At 68.6% G+C, this 23,551-nt stretch carries 20 protein-coding genes; 9 read left to right on the plus strand and 11 right to left on the minus strand.

What is annotated here, in order from left to right; translation table 11 throughout:
- Nucleotides 1-25: 25 nt before the first annotated feature.
- The 4 genes from ACYX4P_RS06460 to fliI form a co-directional block, all read right to left on the minus strand.
- A complete protein-coding gene (locus tag ACYX4P_RS06460) occupies nt 26-1,405 on the minus strand; it encodes a serine hydrolase (protein WP_292046523.1) in 1,380 nt (459 codons plus the stop codon).
- Between the two features lie 119 nt (nt 1,406-1,524).
- A complete protein-coding gene (locus tag ACYX4P_RS06465; RefSeq protein WP_248117713.1) occupies nt 1,525-2,781 on the minus strand; it encodes an endo-1,4-beta-xylanase in 1,257 nt (418 codons plus the stop codon).
- Nucleotides 2,771-3,181, minus strand: a complete 411-nt coding sequence (locus tag ACYX4P_RS06470) for a flagellar export protein FliJ (RefSeq protein ID WP_248117712.1) — start codon at nt 3,179-3,181, stop codon at nt 2,771-2,773. The genes ACYX4P_RS06465 and ACYX4P_RS06470 overlap by 11 nt, the downstream gene beginning before the upstream one ends.
- Nucleotides 3,182-3,188: 7 nt before the next feature.
- Nucleotides 3,189-4,532, minus strand: a complete 1,344-nt coding sequence (gene fliI / locus ACYX4P_RS06475) for a flagellar protein export ATPase FliI (RefSeq protein WP_248117710.1) — start codon at nt 4,530-4,532, stop codon at nt 3,189-3,191.
- 201 nt (nt 4,533-4,733) lie between these two features.
- Here fliI and ACYX4P_RS06480 point away from each other — a divergent pair, with 201 nt between their 5' ends.
- Complete coding sequence (locus ACYX4P_RS06480) at nt 4,734-6,227, plus strand: methyl-accepting chemotaxis protein (RefSeq protein WP_248117708.1); 1,494 nt, start codon at nt 4,734-4,736, stop codon at nt 6,225-6,227.
- A 42-nt stretch (nt 6,228-6,269) separates the two neighbouring features.
- Here ACYX4P_RS06480 and ACYX4P_RS06485 read toward each other — a convergent pair whose 3' ends face one another.
- Complete coding sequence (locus tag ACYX4P_RS06485; RefSeq protein WP_248117706.1) at nt 6,270-7,172, minus strand: EamA family transporter; 903 nt, start codon at nt 7,170-7,172, stop codon at nt 6,270-6,272.
- Nucleotides 7,173-7,256: 84 nt separating this feature from the next.
- Between ACYX4P_RS06485 and ACYX4P_RS06490 the strand changes: the two genes are divergently transcribed.
- The 7 genes from ACYX4P_RS06490 to ACYX4P_RS06520 all read left to right on the plus strand — a co-directional run bounded on the left by ACYX4P_RS06490 (nt 7,257) and on the right by ACYX4P_RS06520 (nt 12,311).
- Complete coding sequence (locus ACYX4P_RS06490) at nt 7,257-7,739, plus strand: Lrp/AsnC family transcriptional regulator (protein WP_476070228.1); 483 nt, start codon at nt 7,257-7,259, stop codon at nt 7,737-7,739.
- Between the two features lie 122 nt (nt 7,740-7,861).
- On the plus strand, nt 7,862-8,842 hold the full coding sequence (gene cysK / locus ACYX4P_RS06495; RefSeq protein ID WP_248117702.1) for a cysteine synthase A: 981 nt from the start codon (nt 7,862-7,864) through the stop codon (nt 8,840-8,842).
- 173 nt (nt 8,843-9,015) lie between these two features.
- Nucleotides 9,016-9,576 (plus strand): hypothetical protein, encoded by a 561-nt coding sequence (locus tag ACYX4P_RS06500; protein WP_248117700.1) that lies wholly within the window; start codon nt 9,016-9,018, stop codon nt 9,574-9,576.
- Nucleotides 9,573-10,217: an OmpA family protein gene (locus ACYX4P_RS06505; RefSeq protein WP_248117698.1), complete on the plus strand. Its 645-nt coding sequence runs from the start codon at nt 9,573-9,575 to the stop codon at nt 10,215-10,217. The genes ACYX4P_RS06500 and ACYX4P_RS06505 overlap by 4 nt, the downstream gene beginning before the upstream one ends.
- 2 nt (nt 10,218-10,219) lie before the next feature.
- Nucleotides 10,220-10,468 (plus strand): hypothetical protein, encoded by a 249-nt coding sequence (locus ACYX4P_RS06510; protein ID WP_248117696.1) that lies wholly within the window; start codon nt 10,220-10,222, stop codon nt 10,466-10,468.
- 42 nt (nt 10,469-10,510) lie between these two features.
- Nucleotides 10,511-11,731: a DUF2336 domain-containing protein gene (locus ACYX4P_RS06515; RefSeq protein ID WP_292046513.1), complete on the plus strand. Its 1,221-nt coding sequence runs from the start codon at nt 10,511-10,513 to the stop codon at nt 11,729-11,731.
- A gap of 151 nt (nt 11,732-11,882) precedes the next feature.
- Nucleotides 11,883-12,311 carry a Ros/MucR family transcriptional regulator gene (locus ACYX4P_RS06520; RefSeq protein ID WP_248117692.1) on the plus strand — a complete coding sequence of 143 codons (429 nt, stop codon included), beginning with the start codon at nt 11,883-11,885 and terminating at the stop codon, nt 12,309-12,311.
- A 252-nt stretch (nt 12,312-12,563) separates the two neighbouring features.
- Here the strand turns inward: ACYX4P_RS06520 and ACYX4P_RS06525 are convergent, their stop codons facing one another.
- The 4 genes from ACYX4P_RS06525 to ACYX4P_RS06540 all read right to left on the minus strand — a co-directional run bounded on the left by ACYX4P_RS06525 (nt 12,564) and on the right by ACYX4P_RS06540 (nt 17,014).
- Nucleotides 12,564-13,679: a DUF2336 domain-containing protein gene (locus tag ACYX4P_RS06525; RefSeq protein WP_248117690.1), complete on the minus strand. Its 1,116-nt coding sequence runs from the start codon at nt 13,677-13,679 to the stop codon at nt 12,564-12,566.
- Nucleotides 13,676-14,668, minus strand: a complete 993-nt coding sequence (locus ACYX4P_RS06530; RefSeq protein ID WP_248117688.1) for a hypothetical protein — start codon at nt 14,666-14,668, stop codon at nt 13,676-13,678. Before ACYX4P_RS06530 ends, ACYX4P_RS06525 begins: the two co-directional genes overlap by 4 nt.
- Before the next feature lie 73 nt (nt 14,669-14,741).
- Complete coding sequence (locus ACYX4P_RS06535; RefSeq protein ID WP_248117686.1) at nt 14,742-15,782, minus strand: ABC transporter substrate-binding protein; 1,041 nt, start codon at nt 15,780-15,782, stop codon at nt 14,742-14,744.
- Between the two features lie 44 nt (nt 15,783-15,826).
- Nucleotides 15,827-17,014 carry a TonB family protein gene (locus ACYX4P_RS06540; protein WP_248117684.1) on the minus strand — a complete coding sequence of 396 codons (1,188 nt, stop codon included), beginning with the start codon at nt 17,012-17,014 and terminating at the stop codon, nt 15,827-15,829.
- Between the two features lie 719 nt (nt 17,015-17,733).
- Between ACYX4P_RS06540 and ACYX4P_RS06545 the strand changes: the two genes are divergently transcribed.
- Complete coding sequence (locus ACYX4P_RS06545; protein ID WP_248117682.1) at nt 17,734-20,625, plus strand: PAS domain S-box protein; 2,892 nt, start codon at nt 17,734-17,736, stop codon at nt 20,623-20,625.
- Here ACYX4P_RS06545 and ACYX4P_RS06550 read toward each other — a convergent pair.
- Together ACYX4P_RS06550 and ACYX4P_RS06555 are read right to left on the minus strand one after the other, a co-directional pair.
- A complete protein-coding gene (locus tag ACYX4P_RS06550) occupies nt 20,622-21,590 on the minus strand; it encodes an alpha/beta hydrolase fold domain-containing protein (RefSeq protein ID WP_248117680.1) in 969 nt (322 codons plus the stop codon). The two genes, ACYX4P_RS06545 and ACYX4P_RS06550, sit on opposite strands and share 4 nt — an antisense overlap.
- An 89-nt stretch (nt 21,591-21,679) precedes the next feature.
- On the minus strand, nt 21,680-23,494 hold the full coding sequence (locus ACYX4P_RS06555; RefSeq protein WP_248117678.1) for an ABC-F family ATP-binding cassette domain-containing protein: 1,815 nt from the start codon (nt 23,492-23,494) through the stop codon (nt 21,680-21,682).
- Between the last annotated feature and the right edge of the window lie 57 nt (nt 23,495-23,551).

A 23,551-nucleotide genomic window follows, 5' to 3' on the forward strand; every position in this document is an offset into this window, starting at 1 on the left:
AACGGCGGGCGTTTTTGCGTTTCGCCTACTGCCGCCTGGCCGGCATGTCGCGGCCGCCCTGGTGCAGGACCAGTCCATGGACGGCGCCGGTCGCGTCGCGGGTGAAGGTGATCTGGGCGTCGACGGCGGTCAGGTAGAAGGCGTCCTCGGCCTCCGCCGTCAGTTCGAACGCCTTCTGGCCCGTGGCCTGGGCCGTCAGCTTGCCGTCCACGACCGACACGGTCAGGGCGAAGGCGGGCGACAGGGCGTAGACGCCCTCATAGGCCCTCAGCGCCTCGGGCGACACGGCGACGGCGCGGCGCTCGCTGGCCAGGGTGACGGTCCCGCCGCGGGCCAGGGCGACCAGGGCCGCGCCCAGCTTGTCCGGCGCCTCGCCGTTCAGATTGCCCAACACGATCACGGCAGTCCGGTCGCCCGGATCATAGGCCATATAGGTGTTGAAGCCCTCGATGGCGCCATTGTGCCAGACCAGGCGCCGGCCATCGGACTCGCTGACGATCAGGCCCATGGCGTAGCCGTCGCGAACGGGCGTCGTCAGGGCGGTCAGGGACTGGGCGTTCAGAAGCCGGCCGCCGAACAGACCCTGTTCCCACTTCAGCAGGTCGTGGGTCGTTGAATACAGGGCGCCGGCGCCGGTCGGGATGCTCATGTCCACATAGTCGGCGTTGACGACCCCGTCGGCGCCCGGCGCATAGCCCGAGGCCCGGCGGGGCAGGACGACCTCATGGCGGTCATAGCCGCTGTCGTTCATGCCCAGCGGCTGGAACAGGTTGGCGGTCACGAAGTCGGCGTAGGTCTGGCCGCCAGCCGCCTCGACGATGGCGCTGAGCAACACATAGCCCGAGTTGGAATAGGCGAAGCGCGAGCCGGGCGCGAAGTTCAGCGGGCGGTCGCGGAACCGGGCGATCAACTGCTCCAGCGTCGACGGCCGCGTCTTCAAATCCTGATAGTCGGGAAAGGCGGTGAAGTTCGGCACGCCCGCCGTGTGGCTGAGCAGATGGCGCGGGGTGATCGCGTCCCAGGCGGCCGGGGCGTCGGGCAGCCAGGTCTTGATCGGCGCGTCCAGGTCGAGCTTGCCCTGTTGGTTCAACAGCATGACGGCGACGGCGGTGAACTGTTTGGACAGGGACCCCAGGCGGAACTTCACATCCCCGTCGTTGGGGATGTTCCACTCGCGATTGGCCAGGCCGTAGCCCTGATCCAGCAGGATGCGGCCGTCGCGCGCGACCAGGACGGCGCCCGAAAAGGCGTCGGCGTCGCTGGAGGCGCGCACGACCTGATCCATGCGCCCGACGTCCTGGGCCTTGGCCTGATTTGCCGCCAAGGGACCGAAGGCGAGGGCGAGCGTGCCGACGGCGACCAGCAGGCGGGCGGTGGTGCGTGGGGCGACGGGCGAATGGGGCAAGGCGGTCTCTCCTGAACGCGCCACGCTGACGCTTTCAACAAGAGGCGGCGAGGGGGCCTTGCGGATGCACGCCGTCGAAAAAACGCCAGGCCGTCGTCGGACGACCGGCCGCCTTCCGATCAGGCTGGGGTCCTGAACCCCGCAGCGATGGCCGCCGCCATCGGGTTGGGACGGCCGAAGCTGTCGAAGGGCAGGGGCTTGTCCTTGCCGTCGTCCTTTTCGCCCTGGCGATACCAGCTGTCGGTGTCGCGCAGGCCCCAGGTGGTGAAGGCGAACTGCTGGGCCTCGGGCAGGGCGGCGAAGGCGTGGGCCAGTTCGGTCACGCGCGCCCCCTGGGCGGTCAGGCGTTCGGCCTGACTGCGGAAGTCCAGCCGGTCCTCGGTGCGCAGGGTGCAGTCCAGCTCAGACACATGGATCGGCAGGCCGAACTGGGCGGCCTCGCGCATGAAGGCGGCGATCACGCCCGGCTTGATGTCGATCCACAGGTGGGATTGCAGCCCCAGTCCCTGCAGCGGGCAGCCCGCTTTCAGCAACCGCTCGACCAGTTTCAGGAACTGCGCGCCCTTCGCCGGCACGCTTTCCTGATTGTACTCGTTGAGGAAAAGCAGGGCTTTCGGATCGGCGGCGCGCGCCCTTTCGAAGGCGCGCAGGATATAGCCGTCGTGGCCGTAACGGGCGCTCCAGTGGCAGTCGCGCATCCCCGACCCGTCGTCCAGGATCGGCTCGTTGACCACGTCCCAGCTGCGGACCTTGCCGCGATAACGACCGGCCGTGGTTGCGATATAGCCGTCGAAGGCCCGGTCGAAGGCGGGGCCGGACAGGCCCTCGAACGCCTCTTTCCCTTGCGCGTACCAGATCAGGGTGTGGCCGTGCAGGGCCATGGCGTTGGCCTGGGCGAAGGCGGCGATGCGGTCCGAGCGATCGAAGTTGGGGCGATCCAGGCCGTCGGCCAGGATATATTCCATCTTCATCTCCCACTCGGGCGTGAGTTGGGAGGCATTGGCGCGGGCCAGCGCGACCCAGTCCGGGTCGTCGATCTGGCTGGCCTTGATCGCCGCGCCGAAGGGGGCGGGGGCGACGGATTTCAGCGGCCGAACGTTCGGCGGCGTCGCCTCGGCCGAGGCGAAGCGGTCGCAGGCGGCGAGGGCCAGAGGGGCGGCGAGGACGGTGCGACGGGTAAGATCCTCCCCCGAGAAGCGCAGCGGAACGGGGGAGGGGGACCGCGAAGCGGTGGAGGGGGCGGCCTCAGGTAGACTGTCAGCCTGATGAGCATGTTCTAATGTCGACGGTTCGTGCGACGTCCGCCCCCTCCACCACGCTACGCGCGGTCCCCTTCCCCCGCCATGCGAGGGAGGATCTTTGGAGTCAGACCGCACGTTTCCGCAGACCCAATTCGTCGAAGGCGGCGGTTTCGCGCTTGGCGATGGCGACCAGCTGGTTCAGGCGGGTGGTTTCGGCGACGTGTTCGAACTTCTTCAGCTCTTCGAAGGCGCCGGTCAGGGCGTCGCGGGCGCCGGCTTCCTCGGCGTCCAGCACCGACAGGTCGCCCTCGGCCTGGGTCTTCCTGGCCTTCCAGCCGTTCAGATAGGCGCCCAGCATCAGGGCGGCTTCGGCGTCCAGGCGGGCGCGGTCCCGTTCGGCCTCGGCCTCGGCGTCCAGAACGGCGATGCGCACCTCGGCGCCGGCGCGGCGTTCGGCGATCTCGGCCAGGCGCTTCTGCAGCGTCTCGACCTCGTAGTTGGAGATGCGGATCAGGGATTGAGCCCAAGCGGTCATTTCGTCGTCACTCTCTGATCATGCCTTGATTGAGGATTGCTTCCAGCCGGGTAAAGGAATCGGAAAGACGGGTGGCGTCGTCCTTGTCCTGACCCAGGAAATCCTCCAGCGCGGGGTTCAGGGCGATGGCGCGGTCTACGATGGGATCGGCGCCGGTGCGGTAGGCGCCGATCTTGATCAGCTCCTCCATGTTCGCATAGGCCGACAGACATTGGCGCGCCCGCTTGTTCAGTTCGCGCTCGGGCGGGGTCTGGCAGCCGGGCAGGGTGCGGCTGACGGATTTCAGCACGTCGATGGCGGGGAACCGCCCGCGCTCGGCGATCTTGCGGTCCATGACGATGTGGCCATCCAGAATACCGCGCACGGCGTCCGCGATCGGCTCGTCATGGTCGCCGCCATCCACCAGAACGGTGAACAGGGCGGTGATGGGCGCCGCCGTCGTGCCGTCCGGCCGGATCGGCCCAGGCCCGGCGCGTTCAAGCAGCTTGGGCAGTTCGGTGAAGACGGTGGGCGTATAGCCCTTGGTGGTCGGGGGCTCGCCCGCCGCCAGACCGATCTCGCGCTGGGCCATCGCAAATCGGGTGACGCTGTCCATCAGGCACAGCACCTCCAGATCCTGATCGCGCAGGAACTCGGCGATGGCCATGGTCATATAGGCGGACTGGCGCCGTTTCAGGGCCGGTTCGTCACTGGTGGCGACCACCACGACGGCGCGTTTCAGCCCCTCTTCGCCCAGGGTCTCTTCCACGAACTCGCGCACCTCGCGGCCGCGTTCGCCGATCAGACCGACGACGACGGCGTCGCAGGTCGCCTCCTTGGCCAGCATGGACAAAAGCACCGACTTGCCCACGCCCGACCCGGCGAAGATGCCCAGCCGCTGGCCCCGGCAGGTGGTGGTGAAGACATCCATCGCGCGCACGCCCAGGTCCAGACGCTCTCCGACCCGGCCGCGGGAATGGGCGGGCGGCGGGGGTGCGCGCAACGGATAGGGCGCCGGCCCCTGAGGCAGGGGGCCCTTGCCGTCGATCGGCTGGCCGAAGGCGTCGATGATCCGGCCCAGCCAGGCGGTGGTGGGGCGCACGCTGGCTGCGGTCTCGATGATCCTGATGTCGGCGCCGGGGGGCACGCCCTCGACCGGGCCGAAGGGCATCAGCAGGGCCTTGGAATCGCGAAAGCCGACGACTTCGGCCGGGAGGGGGTCATGGCCGCGCCGGCCGATCTCGGCCCGCGCCCCGACCGCCAGACGCGACAGGCCGCCCCGCGACTCGATCAGCAGGCCCGACACGCCCGCCACCTTGCCGGTGACGACCAGCGGGTCGATCGCTTCGACGGCGGCGACGAGATTACGCAAGCGGACGGCCCCAGGAACAGACCTCGATCAGATGGGCCATCGTGGTTAACGACCGATGAAGTCGGTTTCCATTCCAACCTTTGCAGTAACGCGAGTTGTGTGCGGTATGCAACTCAAGGGCGAAAGACTTCCGAAACCAATTGGGTGTCAACCTTGCAACCGAGGCGGGCGGGGGCTCGCTGATCGCGAAGGGGTGGAACCATGTTCGCAAAGCCGCATCGGGCCCGTGTGCAGATGCAGGACCGCTTGGCCGATCTGGATGGGAAGATGGCCGCCATCGGCCGATCCCAGGCGGTGATCGAGTTCAGTCTGGACGGCGTGATCATCGACGCCAATCAGAACCTTTTGACCACCATGGGCTACAGTCTGGATGAAATACGGGTCGCGCATCACCGGCAGTTCATGGATCCGGTTGAGGCGGCCTCGCCGGAATACGCCGCCTTCTGGCGCGAACTGAACGCCGGCCGGTTCCTGGCGCGCAAGTTTCGCAGGCTGGCCAAGGGCGGGCGCGAGGTCTGGCTGCAGGCGTCCTACAACCCGGTCTTCGGTCCCGATGGGCGGCCGGTGAAGGTGATCAAACTGGCCATCGACATCACCGAACAGGAGCAGGAGGCGGCCCGGCGCGAGACGGCGCGGATCGCCGCCGAACAGGCCCAGACCGTTCTGGTCGAGGCCCTGGCCGGAGTGCTGGCGCGCCTGTCGGCGGGCGACCTGACCGCGCGGATCGACGCGCCGGTCGAGGGGGCGCATCTGCGGGTGCGCGACGACTATAATGCGGCGGTCGAAAGCCTGCGCCAGACCCTGGGCCAGGCGTTGGGGGCCATCACGGCCTTGCGCGGCGGGGTGGGCGAAATCTCCGGCGCCTCGGACGACCTGTCGCGCCGCACCGAACAGCAGGCGGCCAGTCTGGAGGAGACGGCGGCGGCGCTGGATCAGATCACCGCCACCGTCAAACGCAGCGCGGACGGCGCCCGTCAGGCCTCGACCGCCGCCGCCGGCGCCCGCGCCGAGGCGGATCGCTCGTCCGAGGTCGTGCGTCAGGCCGTGGAGGCCATGGACGGCATCAAGCGCAGCTCGACCCAGATCAGCGACATCATCGGAGTGATCGACGAGATCGCCTTCCAGACCAATCTGCTGGCCCTGAACGCCGGGGTGGAGGCGGCCCGCGCAGGCGAGGCGGGCCGCGGCTTCGCCGTGGTGGCGTCAGAGGTCCGCGCCCTAGCGCAGCGTTCGGCCGACGCCGCCAAGGAGATCAAGACCCTGATCACCACCTCGGGCCAGGAGGTCTCGCACGGGGTTCGACTGGTGAATGAAACCGGCGCGGCGCTGGCGGCCATCGCCGTCAAGGTGGCCGAGATGGACGCCCTGGTCTCCGAAATCGCCGCCTCGGCCCAGGAACAGGCGACCGGCCTCAGCCAGGTCAACAGCGCCGTCAACCAGATGGATCAGGTCACGCAGCAGAACGCCGCGATGGTGGAACAGACCACGGCGGCGGCGATCAGCCTGAAGACCGAGACGGACCAGTTGGCGCAACTGGTCGAACGGTTCGAGACAGGAGAGGCCCCGCCGCGCGTCCACGATCTGTCGCGCGGCGCCGGCCCCATTCCCCTGGCTCGCGAACGCGCCCGCATCCGCGCCTACGCCACCGGAAGCGCGGCGACGGCGACCGTCAGCGACGGATGGGAGGAGTTCTGAGGCGGCTTTCAGCCGTCATTTTGCGGCGCCCTTAGGACGAAACTAAACCGGCTCCGGCCCTGTCTGCGGCTCGCGCGTCGTGGCGATGGCGCCGACGGAGGCGGCGACGATGGCGGCGATGGCCAGCCATTGCTGTCCCGTCAGATGCTCGTGCAGGATGATCAGGCCGGCCAGGGCGCCGACGGCCGGTTCGGCGCTCAACACCACGCCGAAGGTGCGTTTGGGAATGGCGCGAAGGGCCACCATCTCCAGCGAATAGGGCAGGGCGCTGGAGAAGATCGCCACGGCCACGCCCGCCAGCACGATGGCCGGGTTCAGCAGGGCCATACCGGCGTGGGCCACGCCGAACGGCACGACGACCAGGGCCGCCACGCTCATGCCCAGGGCCACCGACTGTCCGGCGTGCAGGTGCGACAGCCGCTTGCCGAACACGATATACAGCGCCCAGCACAGGCCGGCGAATGCGGCCAAACCCATTCCCACCGGATCCAGCGCGCCCACGCCGGTCTTCAGCGGCAGCAGCAGCCCCAGGCCCAGGACGGCGAAGCCGATGCAGACGAAGTGCACGGCCTTGCGCGAATGCAGCAGCGCCAGGGTCAGCGGTCCCATGAACTCGATGGCGATGGCCAGCCCCAGCGGAATGGTCCGCAGCGACATGTAGAAGCTGAGGTTCATCGCCCCCAGCACCACGCCGTACATAGCCACGGCGCCCAGATCGGCGCGCGTCAGGCGGAACCGCCAGGGCCGGAACACCGCGACCAGAATGACGGCCGACAGACCGACCCGGTAGGCGGTCGTTCCCTGCGCCCCGATCACGGGGAACAGGGTCTTGGCGAAGGAGGTGCCGCACGCCAGCGTCATCATGCCGCCGAACAGCGCCAGATAGGGGATCAGCCGCGCCATCAGCGGCGAGGACAGGTGCGATTTCAGGGCCACGGCGGTCATGGCCGATGACTAGCCCAAATAAGGTTGCGCTTCCCGGCGATTTCCGGCCTGAATGCGGCTGAATCCGGCATAGAAGGGTATCAAATGACGAATTTCGTCACGCTGGATGCGTTCGACCACAGGCTGCTGGATCGCGGCCGTCGCAACAATCAGGAACCGGCGCGGGTGACGGCCGAGGCGGTGGGTCTGTCGGAATCGGCGGTGCTGCGGCGATTGCGGCGGCTGCGAGCCGAGGGGGTGATCGTGCGCGACGTGGCCATGATCGATCCGGCCCGGATCGAGCCGCGCATCGTCCTTCATGTCCAGGTCGAGATGAACACCCAGGACCGCAAGATGATGGACGCCTTCCAGCGCGCCATGAAGGCCAGCCCCGAGGTTCAGGGCTGCTGGGACGTGACCGGCGAGACCGACTATCTGCTGACCGTCGCCGTCCGCTCCATGCAGGATTACGAGGCGTTCGGCATTCGCGAATTGGTCCCCGAAAAAGGCGTGCGCGGCTTCAAGAGCATGATCGTGATCCGCGAAGTGGTCGCCTTCGACCCCGCTCGCGCGGTGCTGGGGCGCTAGAGGCGGACGGTCGAAAGGCAGCCGCTCTGAAGGTCTCGCGCAGAAATGATCGTGCGCGGCCCCTTGCGCTGGGCCCTCAGGCCTTATCTGTTACGGGCCGCAGTTTCACGGAGACCTTCCTCATGTCCGACTTCAGCTATGACGCCGCCCGCCACCTGAAGAAGGGTCGGGGCAAGGTGTATGATTCGATCATCGACACCATCGGCGACACCCCGCTCGTGCGCCTGCCGCGCCTGTCGGCCGAATACGGCGCCAAGGCCACGGTGCTGGCCAAGCTGGAGTTCTTCAATCCCATCGCCTCGGTCAAGGACAGGATCGGCGTGGCCATGGTCGAGGCGCTGGAGCAGGCGGGCGAGATCGACCAGAACACCGTGCTGATCGAACCCACCAGCGGCAACACCGGCATCGCCCTGGCCTTCGTCGCCGCCGCCAAGGGGCTGAAGCTGATCCTGTGCATGCCCGAGAGCATGTCGATCGAACGGCGCAAGATGCTGGCCCTTCTGGGCGCGCAGCTGGAGCTGACGCCGGCCGAGAAGGGGATGAAGGGCGCCATCGCCCGCGCCCAGGAACTGCTGGATTCGACCCCGAACGCCATCAGCCCCTCGCAGTTCGAGAACCTGGCCAACCCCGCCATCCACCGGGTGACGACGGCCGAGGAAATCTGGAACGACACCGACGGCGCCGTGGACATCATCGTGGCGGGCGTCGGCACCGGCGGCACCATCTCGGGCGTCGGCCAGGCGTTGAAGGCCAAAAAGTCGTCCGTCCAGATGATCGCGGTGGAGCCCGAGGCGTCGCCTGTGCTGTCGGGCGGCCAGCCGGGACCGCACAAGATCCAGGGAATCGGCGCCGGCTTCGTGCCCGCCATCTATGACCCCTCGGTCGTGGACGGGGTGGAGCAGGTGTCCAACGACGACAGTTTCGACATGGCGCGCAAGGCCGCCCGCGTCGAGGGGATTCCGGTCGGCATCAGCTCCGGCGCGGCCCTGACGGCGGCCTTCCGGCTGGCGGCGCGCGACGAGAATGCGGGCAAGACCATCGTGGTGGTGATCCCGTCCTTCGCCGAACGCTATCTTTCGACGGCGCTGTTCGAGGGCCTTTAGTCGGCGCTTGTTTTCCGCTTTCCGACGACGCCGCCGCCGCGTGGCGCTGTCGGAAAGCGACCGATCGCCAAGCGGAGCCTTTTCGCCGTTCGCGTGTTCGATAGCGGACGCGCGTGCGGCTCCGCTTGGGAGGCGGGCGGACGCGCGTTGGATCAACAACGCCGGAGCGTTCCATGCCTGTCGCCCTTCGCCTGATCGCCGCCGCCGGGGTGTCCGCCCTGGCCCTGGCCGCCTGTTCGAACAACGAGGACAAGGCCGACGCCGCCATGTCCCCCGAACAGCAGGCCGCCGCCGCCGCCAACACCCCCGTCACCGCTCAGCCGCGCCAGACCCGCACCGTGCCGGTCGATGTGCAGGGCGTGACCGAGGTCGGGGCCACGGTGCGGGTCAAGAACGTCGATCTGGCCGAGGACGCCACCATCCTGGACGTCAGCATCTCCTTCGCCAGCGACATGACCAACAATGTCGAGATGGCCACCGCCGCCACCTATATCGAACTGCCCAACGGTCAGAAGCTGCGTCTGAAGCCGCCCGAGGGCAATCCGAACATGAACATCGTCAAGGGCGACACCATGAACGGCCGCCTGGTTTTCATGGGCGCCGTTCCGGCGGGGACGCCGCAGATCTCGCTGGTGTTCAACGAGGGTTCGACGTCGGACAGCATCATCGGCCCGTTTCTGCGCATGACCATTCCGCTGACGGCCCAGGCGGCGAGCGCAGGAGCCGCCGGATGACGGGCCGGCATGCGCCCGCCATGGCGGCCGCCCTGCTGGCCGCCGGTCTGGCGCCCTGCACGGCCTCGGCCCTGACCGTGCGGCTGATGAGCGGCAGCGCCATCGGCATGAAGTCCACCTTCGAAAAGGTGGAGACCCCGCGCTCCACCTTCGACAAGGCGGGACCGGACAGCGAGTTGCAGAGCGTCTTCGTCTCGTCCGAGGTCGCGCCCGAGCGGGTGGAGACGACCCGCACCCTGCTGAGCGAACTGAATGCGCGGCGCAGCGACGGCGTCATCGTGATCGACCTGCCGGCCGACGTCCTTTTCGACTTCGACAAGGCCACGATCCGACCCGATGCGGAACCGGCTCTGGCGCGGGCGGCCGAGCTGCTGAAAAGCTATCCGCGCGCCCAGGTCAGCATCGGCGGCCATACCGACGCCAAAGGCGATGACGCCTATAACGAGGGTCTGTCGCTGAGACGCGCGCGGGCTGTGGCGGATCGGCTGCAAGGCCCCGCCGGCCGGTCGCTGAAAGCAGAGGGCTTCGGCGAACGTCGCCCCGTTGCGCCCAACGTCAGGCCGGACGGCGCAGACGACCCGGCGGGCCGTCAGAAGAACCGGCGCGTCGAAATCCGCATCACCCCGCAGGCGGGGGGTTGATCATGGCGCTGATCCCCTGTCCGGCCTGCGCGCGTCAGGTGTCCGAGGCGGCCGTAGCCTGTCCCAACTGCGGCCATCCGATCGCGGGCGGCCAAGGCGGCACGTTCAAACAGGCCCTGACCCGGCCCGAGGCGGTGAAAAGCGGCTTCACCGTTCTGGGCGTCTTCGTCGCCGCGCCGTGGATCGCGCGCATCCTGGCGTTGATCCTGTTCGTCATCCTGGCCATCGTGGTGGTGATCAACAAGAGCTGAGGCCCTCACGCCCGGTTAACCGCTCGCGCCTAGATTGGGCGAATGGGCGAACTGACAGCCATGATCGGGCATGAGCAGGGCGGCGACACGCCGCTGCGGGCGCGCCGGGCGCTGCTGAGGCGTCTGGCCGATGTGGTGTCGCTGCCCGCCAGCCGGATCAACGCCTTCGAACGCGCGGTGACGGGCGATCTGCTGGTGGAGATGCTGCGTCTGGCCTCGCGCGAGGAGCGTCGGCGCGTCGCCGCCCGCCTGGCGCCCCTGGCCGAACTGCCCAACAGCGTGGCGCGCATCCTGCTGCGCGACGAGGTGGAGATCGCCGGGCTTCTGATCGAACAATGCGCGTCCCTGAGCGACGCCCTCATCGTCGGCTGCGCGCGCGACGCCAGCGCCGACCATCGCCTTCTGATCGCGGCCCGGCGCGGCCTGTCCGAGATCGTGACCGAGACCCTGTTCTCCTTCGGCGAGATGGCGGTGATGGAGGCGGTGCTGCGAAACCCGACCGCCCGCCTGTCGCAGGTGGGGATCGAGGCGGTGGTGGGCCTGAGCCGACAGTCGCCGGGCCTGTGCGGCCTTTTGCTGAAACGCCCCGAACTGAGGCCGTCGGGCGCCTATATCATGTTCTGGTGGTGCGGGCCGGACGACCGTCGCACCATCCTGCAGCGGTTCGCCGTGTCGCGCGAGGTGATGCAGGAGGCGTCCGAGGATGTGTTCGGCATGGCTGCGGCCGAGGACTGGTCCGACCCGGTGGCGCGCAAGGCCCTGCAGTTCATCGAGCGGCGCCAGCGCAATCGCGGCGCCATCGCCAAGAGCCCCTTCGACAGCCTGGAACAGGCCGTCATGGTCGCCGGCCGCGACGGGCTGACGCGCGAGACGGCTTCGGAGATCGCCTTCCTGTCGGGGGTCAAGCCGCTGACGGGCGCCAAGCTGCTGGGCGATCCGGGCGGCGAGCCGCTGGCCATATTGTGCAAGGCCACGGGTATGTCGCGCGCCGACCTGACCAGTCTGTGGCGCTCGATGCGGCGGCCCGAGACGACGGCCGATGGTCACGTGCATCCCGATTGGGAGCGGGTGCAGATCACCTATGAGATGCTGGCCGTGGACCGGGCGCAGACGGTTCTGCGTTACTGGAACTGGTCTCTGTCCTCGGCGCTGACGCCCAGTCTGTTACGGGCCATACGCGACGGCGAGGACGATGTGGTCGACGAATATTCGGCGCCCGAACGCGCGGCGATGATGGTTCTGGCCGAAGACTTCGGCCGCTGAGCTTCACCACTACAGATATATGCAGTAACGTGCATAGATCGGTCATGACGTACGGATTTGCTTTCGAACCCGAATAACTCTATTACCCGACGCAGGATGTTTCGGCTGGACGTTCGGTCGAACGCAATAGATCAGGAAAGCGAAGACGCGAATGGAAGATAAGCCCGAACTGCTTGAGATGACCGCAGACATCGTGTCCGCCTATGTGGGCAACAATACAGTCTCGGCCGAGACCCTGCCGTCGCTTATCGCCAGTATCCACGCCGCCCTGTCGGGCGTTTCCAATGGCCCGGTCGAGGCCGAGCCGGAACCCAAGGAACCGGCGGTGCCGATCCGCAAGTCGATCGCGCCCGACTTCCTGATCTGCCTGGAAGACGGCCGCAAGTTCAAGTCGCTGAAGCGCCACCTGCGCACCAAATACGACATGAGCCCCGAAGAATACCGCGCCAAGTGGGGTCTGCCGAAAGACTACCCGATGGTCGCTCCGAACTACGCCAAGGCGCGTTCGGAACTGGCCAAGTCGATGGGCCTGGGCCAGGGCGGCCGCAAGCCGGCCCGCACGCCGCGCGTCAAGAAATAAGCCGGATCCTTTCGGTATAGAGACGCCCGCTTCCGAAAGGAGGCGGGCGTTTTTGTTTTGGGGGGGCGCACAATCTTCTCCCTCCCCGTTCCGGGGAGGGTGGTCGCGCAGCGACCGGGTGGGGGCGGCCCGGCAGGGGCGCGCTTGCCGGAAACTCCAAGTGTCGTGGGACGTCGCTCTGCCGTCCCCACCCCGCTTCGGCTGCGCCTCAGCCACCCTCCCCCGCAGGGGGAGGGAGAAGTCAGTAGTGCGTTACGCCGCCTGCGCCGTGCGGCGCATCCGCCAGAAGCGCAGGGTGCGCAGGGCGGCGTCGCGGGTCAGTTCGCCGTACATCCGGCCATAGGCGGCGGCCTTGCCCATCGGATTGTCCTCGGACCCCAGCACGGCGACGGCGTAGGTCAGATAGACGGCGCGGTCCATGTCGGCCGCCTTGCAGACCACGGACAGGGCGTCCAAATCCTTGCGCTCGACGATGCCGCGCGCGGTGTGGAAGTCGATGTCCGCCAGCTTGGACAGGGCGATCAGGAAGGGCGTCCGACCATTCGAGCGCAGGAAGCGGATCAGCACCTGGGGCGTCAGTTGGCCGGCCGCGTGCAGTTCGTTCACATAGGCCAGGTTCTCGGCGTAGTCGGCCGGCAGGGCGCCGTCGTCGGTGGCGACCCGGGTGCGGCCGGCGGCCAGCGCCGCCTCCAGCAGTTCGGGGTCCATCCGCGCGTTCTGTTCCAGAATCTGGTGACGCAGCCGGGCCTCGACGACGAAATACATCTCGTTCAACAGGTCGACCGGCAGGCTTTGGCGCTCGATGGTGGCGGCGTGCAGGGCGGGATTGGCCTTGGCCCGTTCGACGGCCGTCTCGGACGCCGCGCGCGACAGGCGGGCGCCGTCGTTGCGCAACAGGGCGCCCAGGGTGTCGTCGTCGCCGCGCTCGACGATGATGTCCGACACCGCCTCGGACACCACGGCGCGGCCCGACACGGCGCGCAGATGACCCTGGCTGCGCCGGCGCACCACCTGCATCAGGTCGTCCTCGGTCAGGACCGCAGAGGCGCGCAGGACCGGCTCCGACACCTCCAGCTCGTCATCGGCGAGGCGCCGGATCAGGCTGTGCGGCGCATTGGCGGCGGGGGCGAAGCGGGCGGCCAGCTCGACGCGCACGGCCTGCTCCATTTCGGCGGACAGCTTGGCCAGGACGGCGCCGTACAGGGCGGTCTCGCTCGGGCTGTGCTCGGGGGCGCCGAAGAAGTGGCTCGTCAGTTCGCGCAGCAGCAGGCGGCGCTTGTCGCTGGATTCCTCGCCGGCCAGGGCGATCAGGTCGGGCAGGCGCGACGCCGAGACGACGGCGGTCTCGACCATGGACGTGTCGCTCATGGAAGGTCGTCGGCCTGGGTCTGCGGCACGGCGCGCAGCGAGCCGTTGGCGTTGCGGATCAGGGCGGGCGGGCCGTCGGGCTGGGCCAGGTCGTCGGACTTGGGCGTCTGGGTCATCTGCACGGGCAGGGCGTCCAGATAGGTCGGCTGGGGCGTGACGATGGTGTCCGGGTGGCGGCCGGCCTGGCGGTGGACCGAATAGTAGCGGGCGGTCTGCTCGCCGGGCGGCAGCTGGGCCGCCTGCTGGGCGCCGGCGACGGCCGCGCCGTCCAGGGCGACGCCGCTCTGGGGTCGCATCAGACGATAGATGGGGGCGTCGCGGCGCGGGGCCATCGGGTCGGCGGCGGTCTGTCCGGCGACCTGGGCGGCCGGGGTCTGGTCGGGCGTCGGCTGGACGGCGGGCGTCTCTGCGGGCGCGGGCTGGGGGGAGGGGGCGGGCTGGGGGGAGAGCGGCGGGACGGGTTGCGCTTCGGCCATGGCGGCAGGCGTGGGTCCAGGCGCCGGGGGCTGGCTGACCGCGACCGGCTGCGGGGCCGGCTGATAGGGAACGGGGGCGGGCGTTTCGGCGGCGGTCGAGGCCGGAGGCGGGATGGGCGCCCCGGCGGGGCGAACGGGGGCCAAGGTCGGATAGGCTTGCGGGACGTTGCGGGCGGCCTGGGGGTTGGTCCAGTCGCTGGCGGGCGTCAGACCTCGGCGAGGCGAGGGCGATGGCGACAGCGCAGGGGAGGGCGGCGTGTCTGCGGGCGACGGGGCCAGACGCGCCAGGGGCAGGGTGCGGCTGGCGGCGACGACGGTCGGGGCGGCCTCGGGCGAGGCGGGCGTGCGGATCGGCGCGGGGGCGGGCGCCAGGCGGGCGCCGACCGGCGGCTTGCCGGGCCAGGACAGATAGCGCAGCCCCGCGCCATTGGTCGGCGCCGACTGGGCGACGGCGCCGCCGGCAAGGGCGCTGGCCGCTGTCAGGACGGTCGTGAGAACGAGGGCGCGGCGCAAGGCGGCTCTCCGGCTTGGATTATCCAACCATCAGGATAGGCGTCAGCGCTTAACCCCGCGCTAACGGCGCAGGTCAGCCCCGACCAGGCAGATAGTTGTCGGTGAAGGCGTCGCGCCAGTTCAGGCCGGGCTCATAGACGCCCGCCTTAGAGGTGACCTCGAAGAAGGCCTGCCAGCGCTCGGCCGTCAGGGCGCCCAGGCCATAGAGGGCGGCGTCGCCACCATCCACCACGGCCTTGTCGCGCAAGCGCTCGCGCGCCTGGTCCAGCTGGGCCTGGCTCAGGTCGGGATTGTCCCGACGGATCAGGGCGTCGCCAGCCGAGGCGTCGCCCCGGATATAGTCGCGCCAGCCCTCGGCCGAGCCGGCGATGAAGCTGCGCAGGGCCGCCGCATTGTCGCGCGCGAAGGCGTTGGGGGCCAGGACGATGGCGCCGTAGGATGGATAGCCCTCGTCCGCCAGGAGGAAGACCTCGGGATCGAAATCGGCCGCCTGCTCGACCGTATAGGGATCGCTGGTCAGGAACCCCTGCTGCACCGCGCGCGCATTGGCGATGAAGGGGGCGGGGTCATAGGCGTAGGGCCGCAGCTGGGCGTCGGTGAAGCCATAGGTCGCCTTCAGCCAGACCCAGAAGGTCTCGATCCCCGCCTGGGCGATCAGGAACGGGCGCTCGGCCAGGTCGGCGATGGCGCGAAGCGCGGCGTCGGGGTGGGCCATCAGGATCTGCGGATCCTTCTGGAAGAAGGCGGCGACCGCCCGGACCGGCGCGCCGGATGCGACCAGGTTCATCGGGGTGAAGCTGTTGGAGGCCATGCCCAGCTCGACCGACCCCGAGGCCAGCAGTTGCGGCACGTTCACCGCCGGCCCGCCCTGGACGATCTGGACGTTCAGGCCGCGCTTCTCATAGGCGCCGCTGGCCAGGGCCTGATAGAAGCCGCCGTGATCGGCCTGGGCCCGCCAGTCCAGGGCGAAGCGCAACCGCACGCGGCCCTGTTCGTCCACCGGCGCCTCGGACCGGCCGCAGGCGCGCAATCCCACCGCCGACGCCCCCACGGCCGCAGCCCCCGCGATCAGGGCGCGGCGACGGGTCAGGAACCGATTCCCCGATAAGCTCATGCGCCTGACTTACGGGCGGATGGCGGCGTTGGAAAGGCGCGGCGTCAGTCGGCGGCGCCATCGGCAGCCGTCCCGCTGGCGTCGGGCAGGCGGTAGCGGATCGGCAGTACGCAGCGGACCGCGCCGGTCAGGGCCGGCTCGGTGCGGGCGGAGGCGACCAGGCGGCTGGCGTCCTCGCCGAATACGGCCGACGGCTGGGCGTCGATCACCTCTATCGCGCCCGTCTGGCCCCAGGTCGCCAGATCGAACCGCACAAGGGCCCAACCCTCGATCCGGCGTTTGGCGAAGGCGGGCGGAAAACGCTCGGGCGCGATATTCAGCCGCAGCCGGTCCGAGATGTCCGCCGGGCAGGACTGCTGCGGGTCCTCTTCGCGCCGGGGTAGATCGGGCGGCGTCAGCGTCTCGCCCGCGCGGTTGAAGTTGAAGACGCAGCCGGTCAGGGGCGCGCCCGGCCGCAGGACCGTCTCGGCCATGGCGCGACGGGCCTCACGATCCAGATCGGCGTCGCCGGACGAGCCGAGAGTCTGGACGCCCGTCGCCCGCCCCTGGGCGTTCACGTTCCAGCGCACCACCGACCAGGACCGGCCGCCCGGCGGCGGGCGCCGGCCGATCATGAAGTCGGGGACGCTGATGGTGCGCGCGGCGCGTCCGCCGCGACCGTCGCCGCCACAGTTCGCATCGGGGCCGCCCAGGCGCCTGGCGACGATGTCGCGCAGCGCGCCGCGCGTGCGGGTGACGGCGAAATAGCGCAGCAGATCGTCGGTGGTCGCCGCCTCCAGCGGCTTGGCCGAATAGCGGATCGTCGCCCGGCAATCGGCGCGCGGTCCTGCCGGGAAGCGCCAGGCGGCCAGGGCGGCCTGCTCCTCCTGGGCGGGGCTGAGCGCCGAAATGACGATCGGGCCTGACGGTGTCGAGGGGGTGTCCCGGACCGGCCGAATGTCGCGGGTGCGGCCCTGTTCGTCCACCGAAAAGGCCAGAATGACGGCTGGCCTTTCATGGCTGGCGCTGAGGGCGGCCCCTATGGCCAGATCGTCGGCGTAGAGAGGTTGGATCGGCTGGCCGCCGCAGGCGATCTCGGTCGTGGGAACCTGCAGCAGCGACGAAGCAGCCGAGAAAATACGCCCCTCCCGGACAGGCGACACCTGAATAGGCTCCAGCGCCTGGTCAGAGGCCGCCGCCAATGCGGGGGGCGTGGTCAGGGTCAGGCCGAGGGCGATCAGGGCTGCGCGCATGGGTGTCTCCGTCTGCATCTCATGGGTGCAGGCCGGGCGCGGTTTGTCTAGCGTGATCGTGTGACGATGCGGATAGGATCAGCCCCAACTGAGCGAGGGGACGAAGCGTGCGGGCGGACCCGCGTGCTTCGTCCCCTCGCCAAGTCCGGGTTGGACTTGGCCTTTCGGGTCAGGGCCCTGGCCTGGGCGTCGTCGCGGGCGAACCCGAAAGGACGGTCGGCTGTATCCTGTCGCGCTCCTGGTCGTGGGCGTTCTGCGGCATTGCGACCGCATCGTCCCTCGATCCCGATCCGGTTCCCCCTTCATCGTCGATCCGAAGACCGTCGAGGATCGGAGCCTGGATCCCGCCTGCCGCACGTTACGATCCGAAGACCGCCCGAAACGCCGGGTCGGAGAGCCGGGCCGGTTCGCTTGATCTTCCAGGGTCTCCCCCGGATTTCCGCGCCGCCGTGTCCCTTGGCCTGTTGACGTTCGGACGAAACCGGCTATGAGGCAAGCGCCCGATCCCGCCCTGATGTGCACGACTGGCCCGGCGGCGGTAGACAAACCTGTGAACATTGGTGGACGAATCGAATTCGCATTTGCGGATCAGCGCGTTGCGTTGTCCACAGGAACGCGCCGAGAAACACTTATGTCCGGTGACGAACACAAGATCGGCTGCAACAACTTCACCGGCTGGGGGTTCTGTGGTCGCAGACGTCAGACTCTGAGGAAAAGGCTTGTCCATCACTGTCTCCGAAGGCGCCTCCGTCGCTTTTAACCGCGCCCAACTGGTGCAGATGTTCGCCCATGCGCCGGGGTTCATGGCGCTGTTGGTCGGGCCCGACCATCGTTTCGAACTGATCAATCCAAACTATCGGACCCTGATCGGTCATCGGTCGGTAACGGGACGTGCGCTGGCCGAGGTCCTGAGGGATGCGGTCGATCAGGGCTATCTGGCGCTGCTGGACCAAGTGTATCGCACCGGCGAGGCCCATCACGCCGAAAGCGCCCTGTACGCCATGCAGGCCGTTCCAGACGGTCCGATCGAGGAACGTTACGTCGATTTCGTCTTCCAGCCGATGAAGACCGAGGACGGACAGGTCTGGGGCATTTCAATCCAGGGTGTGGACGTCACCGAACGGATGCGCGCCGACCAGGCGCTGGCCCTGAGCGAAGCGCGCTACGCCGCCCTGTTCTCGGCCATGGCGACCGGTTTCTGCGTCATCGAGATGAAGTTCGACGCCGAGGACCGGCCGGTCGACTACAAGATCGTGGAGGGCAATCAGGCGTTTGAGGAGATGACCGGCCTGGTCGACCCCTATGGCAAATGGGTGAGCGAGATCGCGCCGGGGCTGGAGCAGCACTGGTTCGACCTGTATGGCGGCGTGGCGCGCACGGGCGAGCCCGTGCGGTTCGAGAACCCGGCCGACATCTTCGGCCGCTGGTACGACGTGCAGGCGTTGAGGATCGGACGTCCGGGCGCCTATCAGGTCGCCATCCTGTTCAACAACATCACCGAGCGAAAACAGAGCGAAGCGCGTCAGGCGGCCCTGTTGGAGCTGAACGACGCCATTCGCGACCTGACCGACGCCGGCGAGATCGCCCAGGCGTCGGCGCGGGTGCTGGCCCAGGCCATGGGCGTGAGCCGGGCCGGATACGGGACGGTCGACACCGTCGCCGAGACCATCACCATCGAGCGCGACTTCAACCAGCCCGGGGTGACCAGCATCGTCGGCACCCTGTCCTTCCGCGAGCACGGCTCCTACATCGAGGACATCAAGCGCGGCGAGACGGTGGCCATCGCCGATGTCACGCTGGACCCGCGCACTGCGGCGACGGCGGACGTGCTGAAGCGGATCAGCGCCGGCTCCTTCGTCAACATGCCGCTGATGGAGCAGGGTCGGGTCGTGGCCATGGTCTTCGTCAACAATGCGACGGCGCGCCAATACAACGAAGGCGATTTTCAACTGATGCGCGACGTCGCCGAACGGGTGCGAATGGCGACACAGCGCGCCAGGAGCGAGGCGGCCCTGCGGGAAAGCGAAGCCCAGTTCCGGGTCTTCGCCCAGGCCACGCCGATCCAGATCTGGGCCAGCTGGGCGGACGGGGCGCTGTATTGGTTCAATCCCCAGGTCTATGCCTATACCGGCCAAAGGCAAGGCGAGCTGGACGGTTCGGACGGTTGGCTGGCGAACCTGCATCCCGAGGACGCCGACCGCGCCGCCGAGACCTGGGCGCGCGCCGTAGCGAGCGGCCAGGTCTATGAGACCGAGTTCCGCGTGCGGCGGCACGACGGCGTGTACCGCACCTTCATGGTGCGGGCTGAGCCCGTTCACGACGAGGAAGGACGGATCGTGCGCTGGGTCGGCTCCAACACCGACATCGAGGACCTGCGCAGTCAGTCGGCTGAACTGGCCCGGTTCAACGAGACGCTGGAGGAGCAGGTCGCCGAACGCACCAGCGCCCTGATGCAGGCCGAGGAGGCCCTGCGCCAGAGCCAGAAGATGGAGGCGGTCGGACAACTGACCGGCGGCATCGCCCATGACTTCAACAATCTGCTGGCCGGGATAACCGGCAGCCTGGAGATCATCGGTTCGCGCATCGCCCAGGGCCGGTTCGGCGACGTCGAGCGGTTCTCGGCGGCGGCGCAAGGGGCGGCCAAGCGGGCGGCGGCCCTGACGCACCGGCTGCTGGCCTTCTCGCGACGCCAGACCCTGGACCCCAAGCCGACCGATCCCAACCGCCTGATCCGGGGCATGGAGGATTTGATCCGCCGCACGACGGGGCCGGGGATTCAGCTGGAGGTCGTCGCCGGGACGGGGCTGTGGCCGGTTCTGATCGATGCGAACCAGCTGGGAAACGCCGTGCTGAACCTGTGCATCAACGCCCGCGACGCCATGCCCGACGGCGGTCGACTGACCATCGAGACCGGCAACCGCTGGATCGATCCGCGCGTGGCCCGCACGCAGGACCTGGAGCCGGGGCAGTATGTCTCAATCTGCGTCAGCGACACCGGCGGCGGGATGTCGCCGGACGTGGCGGCCCGCGCGTTCGAGCCCTTCTTCACCACCAAGCCGATGGGGGAAGGCACGGGCCTGGGCCTATCCATGATCTATGGCTTCGTGCGTCAATCGGGCGGACAGGTGCGAATCTATTCCGAGCGGGACGAGGGGACGATGGTGTGCCTGTATCTGCCGCGCCATCTGGGCGCGGTGGAGGACGAGCCGACGCCCGAGATCGCCCACGCCCCGCGCGCCCAGGCCGGCGAGACGGTGATGGTGGTGGACGACGAACCAACGGTGCGGATGCTGGTCGCCGAGATCCTGCACGAACTTGGCTATCAGTGCATCGAGGCGGCGGACGGGGCGTCGGGGCTGAAACTGCTGCAATCCGATGCGCGCATCGACCTTCTGGTGTCGGACGTGGGGCTGCCGGGCGGGATGAACGGGCGCCAGATGGCGGACGCCGCGCGGATCGACCGACCGGATCTGAAGGTGCTGTTCATCACCGGCTACGCCGAGAACGCCGTGGTCGGAAACGGCCAGCTGGACCCCGGAATGCACGTCATGACCAAACCCTTCGCCATGGAGGCCCTGGGCACGCGCATCCGCGAACTGATCGAAAGCTAAAGCCTGGCGTCCAGCCATGTGCGGATGGCTCTGCGCGCGCCACGCGCGGCGGGGCCGCCGAAGTGCAGGAAGCCGTGCGGGACCTCGGGCACGCGGATCAGGTCGGCGTCCGACGCCTCGCCCCAGCGCGTCGCCATAAGCAGGCTGTCCTCGAACAGCGGATCATATTCCCCGGCCAGGAACAGGGCGGGCGGCAGGCCGGTCAGGTCGGCGTAGAGGGGCGAGACGTCGGGCTGGCGCAGGCCCGCCTCGTCGCGGTCGGGGGCCAGACGCGCCAGATCGGCCTGCATCGTCGGCCCGTTGAACAGCAGGGTCTCAGGCCCGGCGGACCGCACGCTTTCGGTACCGGACAGATCGAAGACGCCGTAGGTGAAGACGCAGCCCTTCACCAGGTCGATCAGCCCCTTGTCGCGCAGGGCCACGGCGGTGAGGGCCGCCAGATGGCCGCCGGCGGATTCGCCCGCGATGAACAGGGTCGCGGCGCCCAGCCGATCCACGTTCGTCACGGTCCAGAAGGCGGCGGCCAGACAGTCGGCGATGGCGGCGTCGACATAGACCCGGCGACGCTCGGACAGCAGACGATAGTCGACCGAAACGATGCAGAAGCCGTGATGCGCCAGATGGGCGTTCAGCCGGTCGTTCAGCCCCGCGCTGCCCATCACCCAGCCGCCGCCGTGAATGTCCAGGATGACGGCGCGGGGCGCGCCCGGCGGATGCAGGAGGCGCAGATTGACCGGGTGGTCGCCATCCGTCTGGACGATCTCGACCGTGACGCCGCGCTTCCTGAGGCGAGGCGTGGTGACCCGCCCGGCGGCCGCGTCCAGCCACAGCGACAGTCGCTGGCCCGCATCGATCCGCCAGCCGTCGGTGCGCAGACGCGGCGCGCGGGTGAGGACGTCGTTGATGCGCCGGACGGCCGCCTGCTGAGGCGGGGCGAATTCGACGAGATGGCTACGCAGGGTCATGAAGCTTGAGTGTGCGCCGACGGGTTTGGTTTCAAGAGGGCAGACGTTCACCCTTCGCGTGAACCCTAGGGTGACGTCGTCTCCTGCACCTAACCCGCCAGACTAGCCTTCTTCTCCTCAAGCTCCAGCCATTCCATTTCAGCGGATTCCAGGTCGGCGCGGGCTTTTTCGGCGGCCTTCATGGCGGCGTCGAAGGCCTTGGGGTCGCGGGTGTAGAGGGCGGGGTCGGCCAGGGTCGCGTCGTGTTTGGCGATGGTCGCGGGCAGCGCATCGATCAGGGTTTCGAGCTCCTTCAGGCGGTGGGCGTCCTTGAAGGAGAGTTTGGCGGTCTTCTTGACCGCAGCAGGGGCGGGGTTGGCGGCGGCGCGCTGGGCGGCGGCCTTGTCCTGGGGGCGGGGATTGGCGCCGGGTTGCAGGAAGCCGGGGTTCTGGCGGATGAAATCGGTCCAGCCGCCGGGCGTCTCGACGATGTCGCCGCGCCCGTTCAGGGCCAGGGTCGAGGTGGACAGGCGGTCGATGAAGTCGCGGTCGTGCGACACCAGGATCAGGGTGCCGTCATAGCCCTCCAGCAGCTCCTCCAGCTTGTCCAGCGTGTCCATGTCCAGGTCGTTGGTCGGTTCGTCGAGGATCAGCAGATTGGCGGGTTTCGCCAACGCCCTCGCCAGAAGCAGGCGGTTTCGCTCGCCCCCCGACAGGGTCGAGATCGGCTGACGCAACTGGGCCTCGGAGAAGAGGAATTCCTTGGCGTAGGCGGCGACGTGTTTGGAAAAGCCGCGCACGATGATGCTGTCGCCGCCGCCCGGCGTCAGGGCGTCCCACAGGGTCATGTCCGACTTCAGCCCCTCGCGCGACTGATCCAGATAGACGGGCTCCAGATTGGCGCCCATGCGGACCGTGCCCTCGTCGGGCGCCAGTTCCCCCAGCAGGGTCTTGACCAGAGTGGTCTTGCCCGCGCCGTTGGGACCGACGATGCCCAGACGGTCGCCGCGCATGATGCGGGTGGTCAGGTCCTTGAACAGGGTGCGGCCGTTGTAGCCCTTGGACACGCCCTTGATTTCGGCGACCAGTTTGCCGGACGTGGCGCCGGAATCGACGCCCAGCGACAGTTCGCGCGGCACGTCCTTCATCTTCTCGGCGCGTTCGGCGCGCAGGGCCTGAAGCGAGCGGGCGCGGCCCTCGTTGCGGCTGCGGCGGGCGGTGATGGAGGAGTAGAAGGTGGCGGTCTCGCGCTCGATGGTCTTGGTCAGACGACGCAGGGATTCGGCCTCTTCCTCCAGCACCTTGGTCGACCATTCGTCGAACTCGACGAAGCCCTTGCTGAGGGTGCGGACGCGACGGCCCTCAAGCCAGTGGACGGTGTTGGTGACGCGGTTCAGGAAGGCGCGGTCGTGGCTGACGACCAGAAGGGCGAACCGGGCCGACAGCAGCTCGTTCTCCAGCAGTTCGATGGCCAGGATGTCCAGGTGATTGGTCGGCTCGTCCAGCAGCAGCAGGTCGGGCTCTTCGGCGAAGGCCTTGGCCAGGGCGGCGCGGCGGGTTTCTCCGCCCGACAGGCCTTGGGTGGACTTGGCGGGGTCCAGGCCGAAGGTGGCCAGCCAGGCCTCGGCGGTCCAGCTCTCGGCCTCGCCGGAAGAGGCGTAGTCCAGCAGAGTCTCGCCCGTGATGACCGGCTCCTGCGGCACATAGGCGAAACGGGTGGCGGACTGGACCGAACGGTCGCCGCTGTCCGGTTCGATCAGGCCCATGACGACCTTCATCAGGGTGGACTTGCCCGCGCCGTTGCGACCTACCAGGGCGGCGCGGCTGCGCGGTTCGACCGCCAGATCGACGCCGTCGAACAGGGGGCGCTGGCCGTCCTGAAGACGGACGTCCTTGAGTGCGACGAGAGGGGGTCTGGCTGCCATGGGCGGCCATATAGAGGAGGGGAAGTCGAACCGCCACGACCTTTGAGATTTGACAGT

This window comes from Brevundimonas sp. ABV4_179 (genome assembly GCF_056311945.1).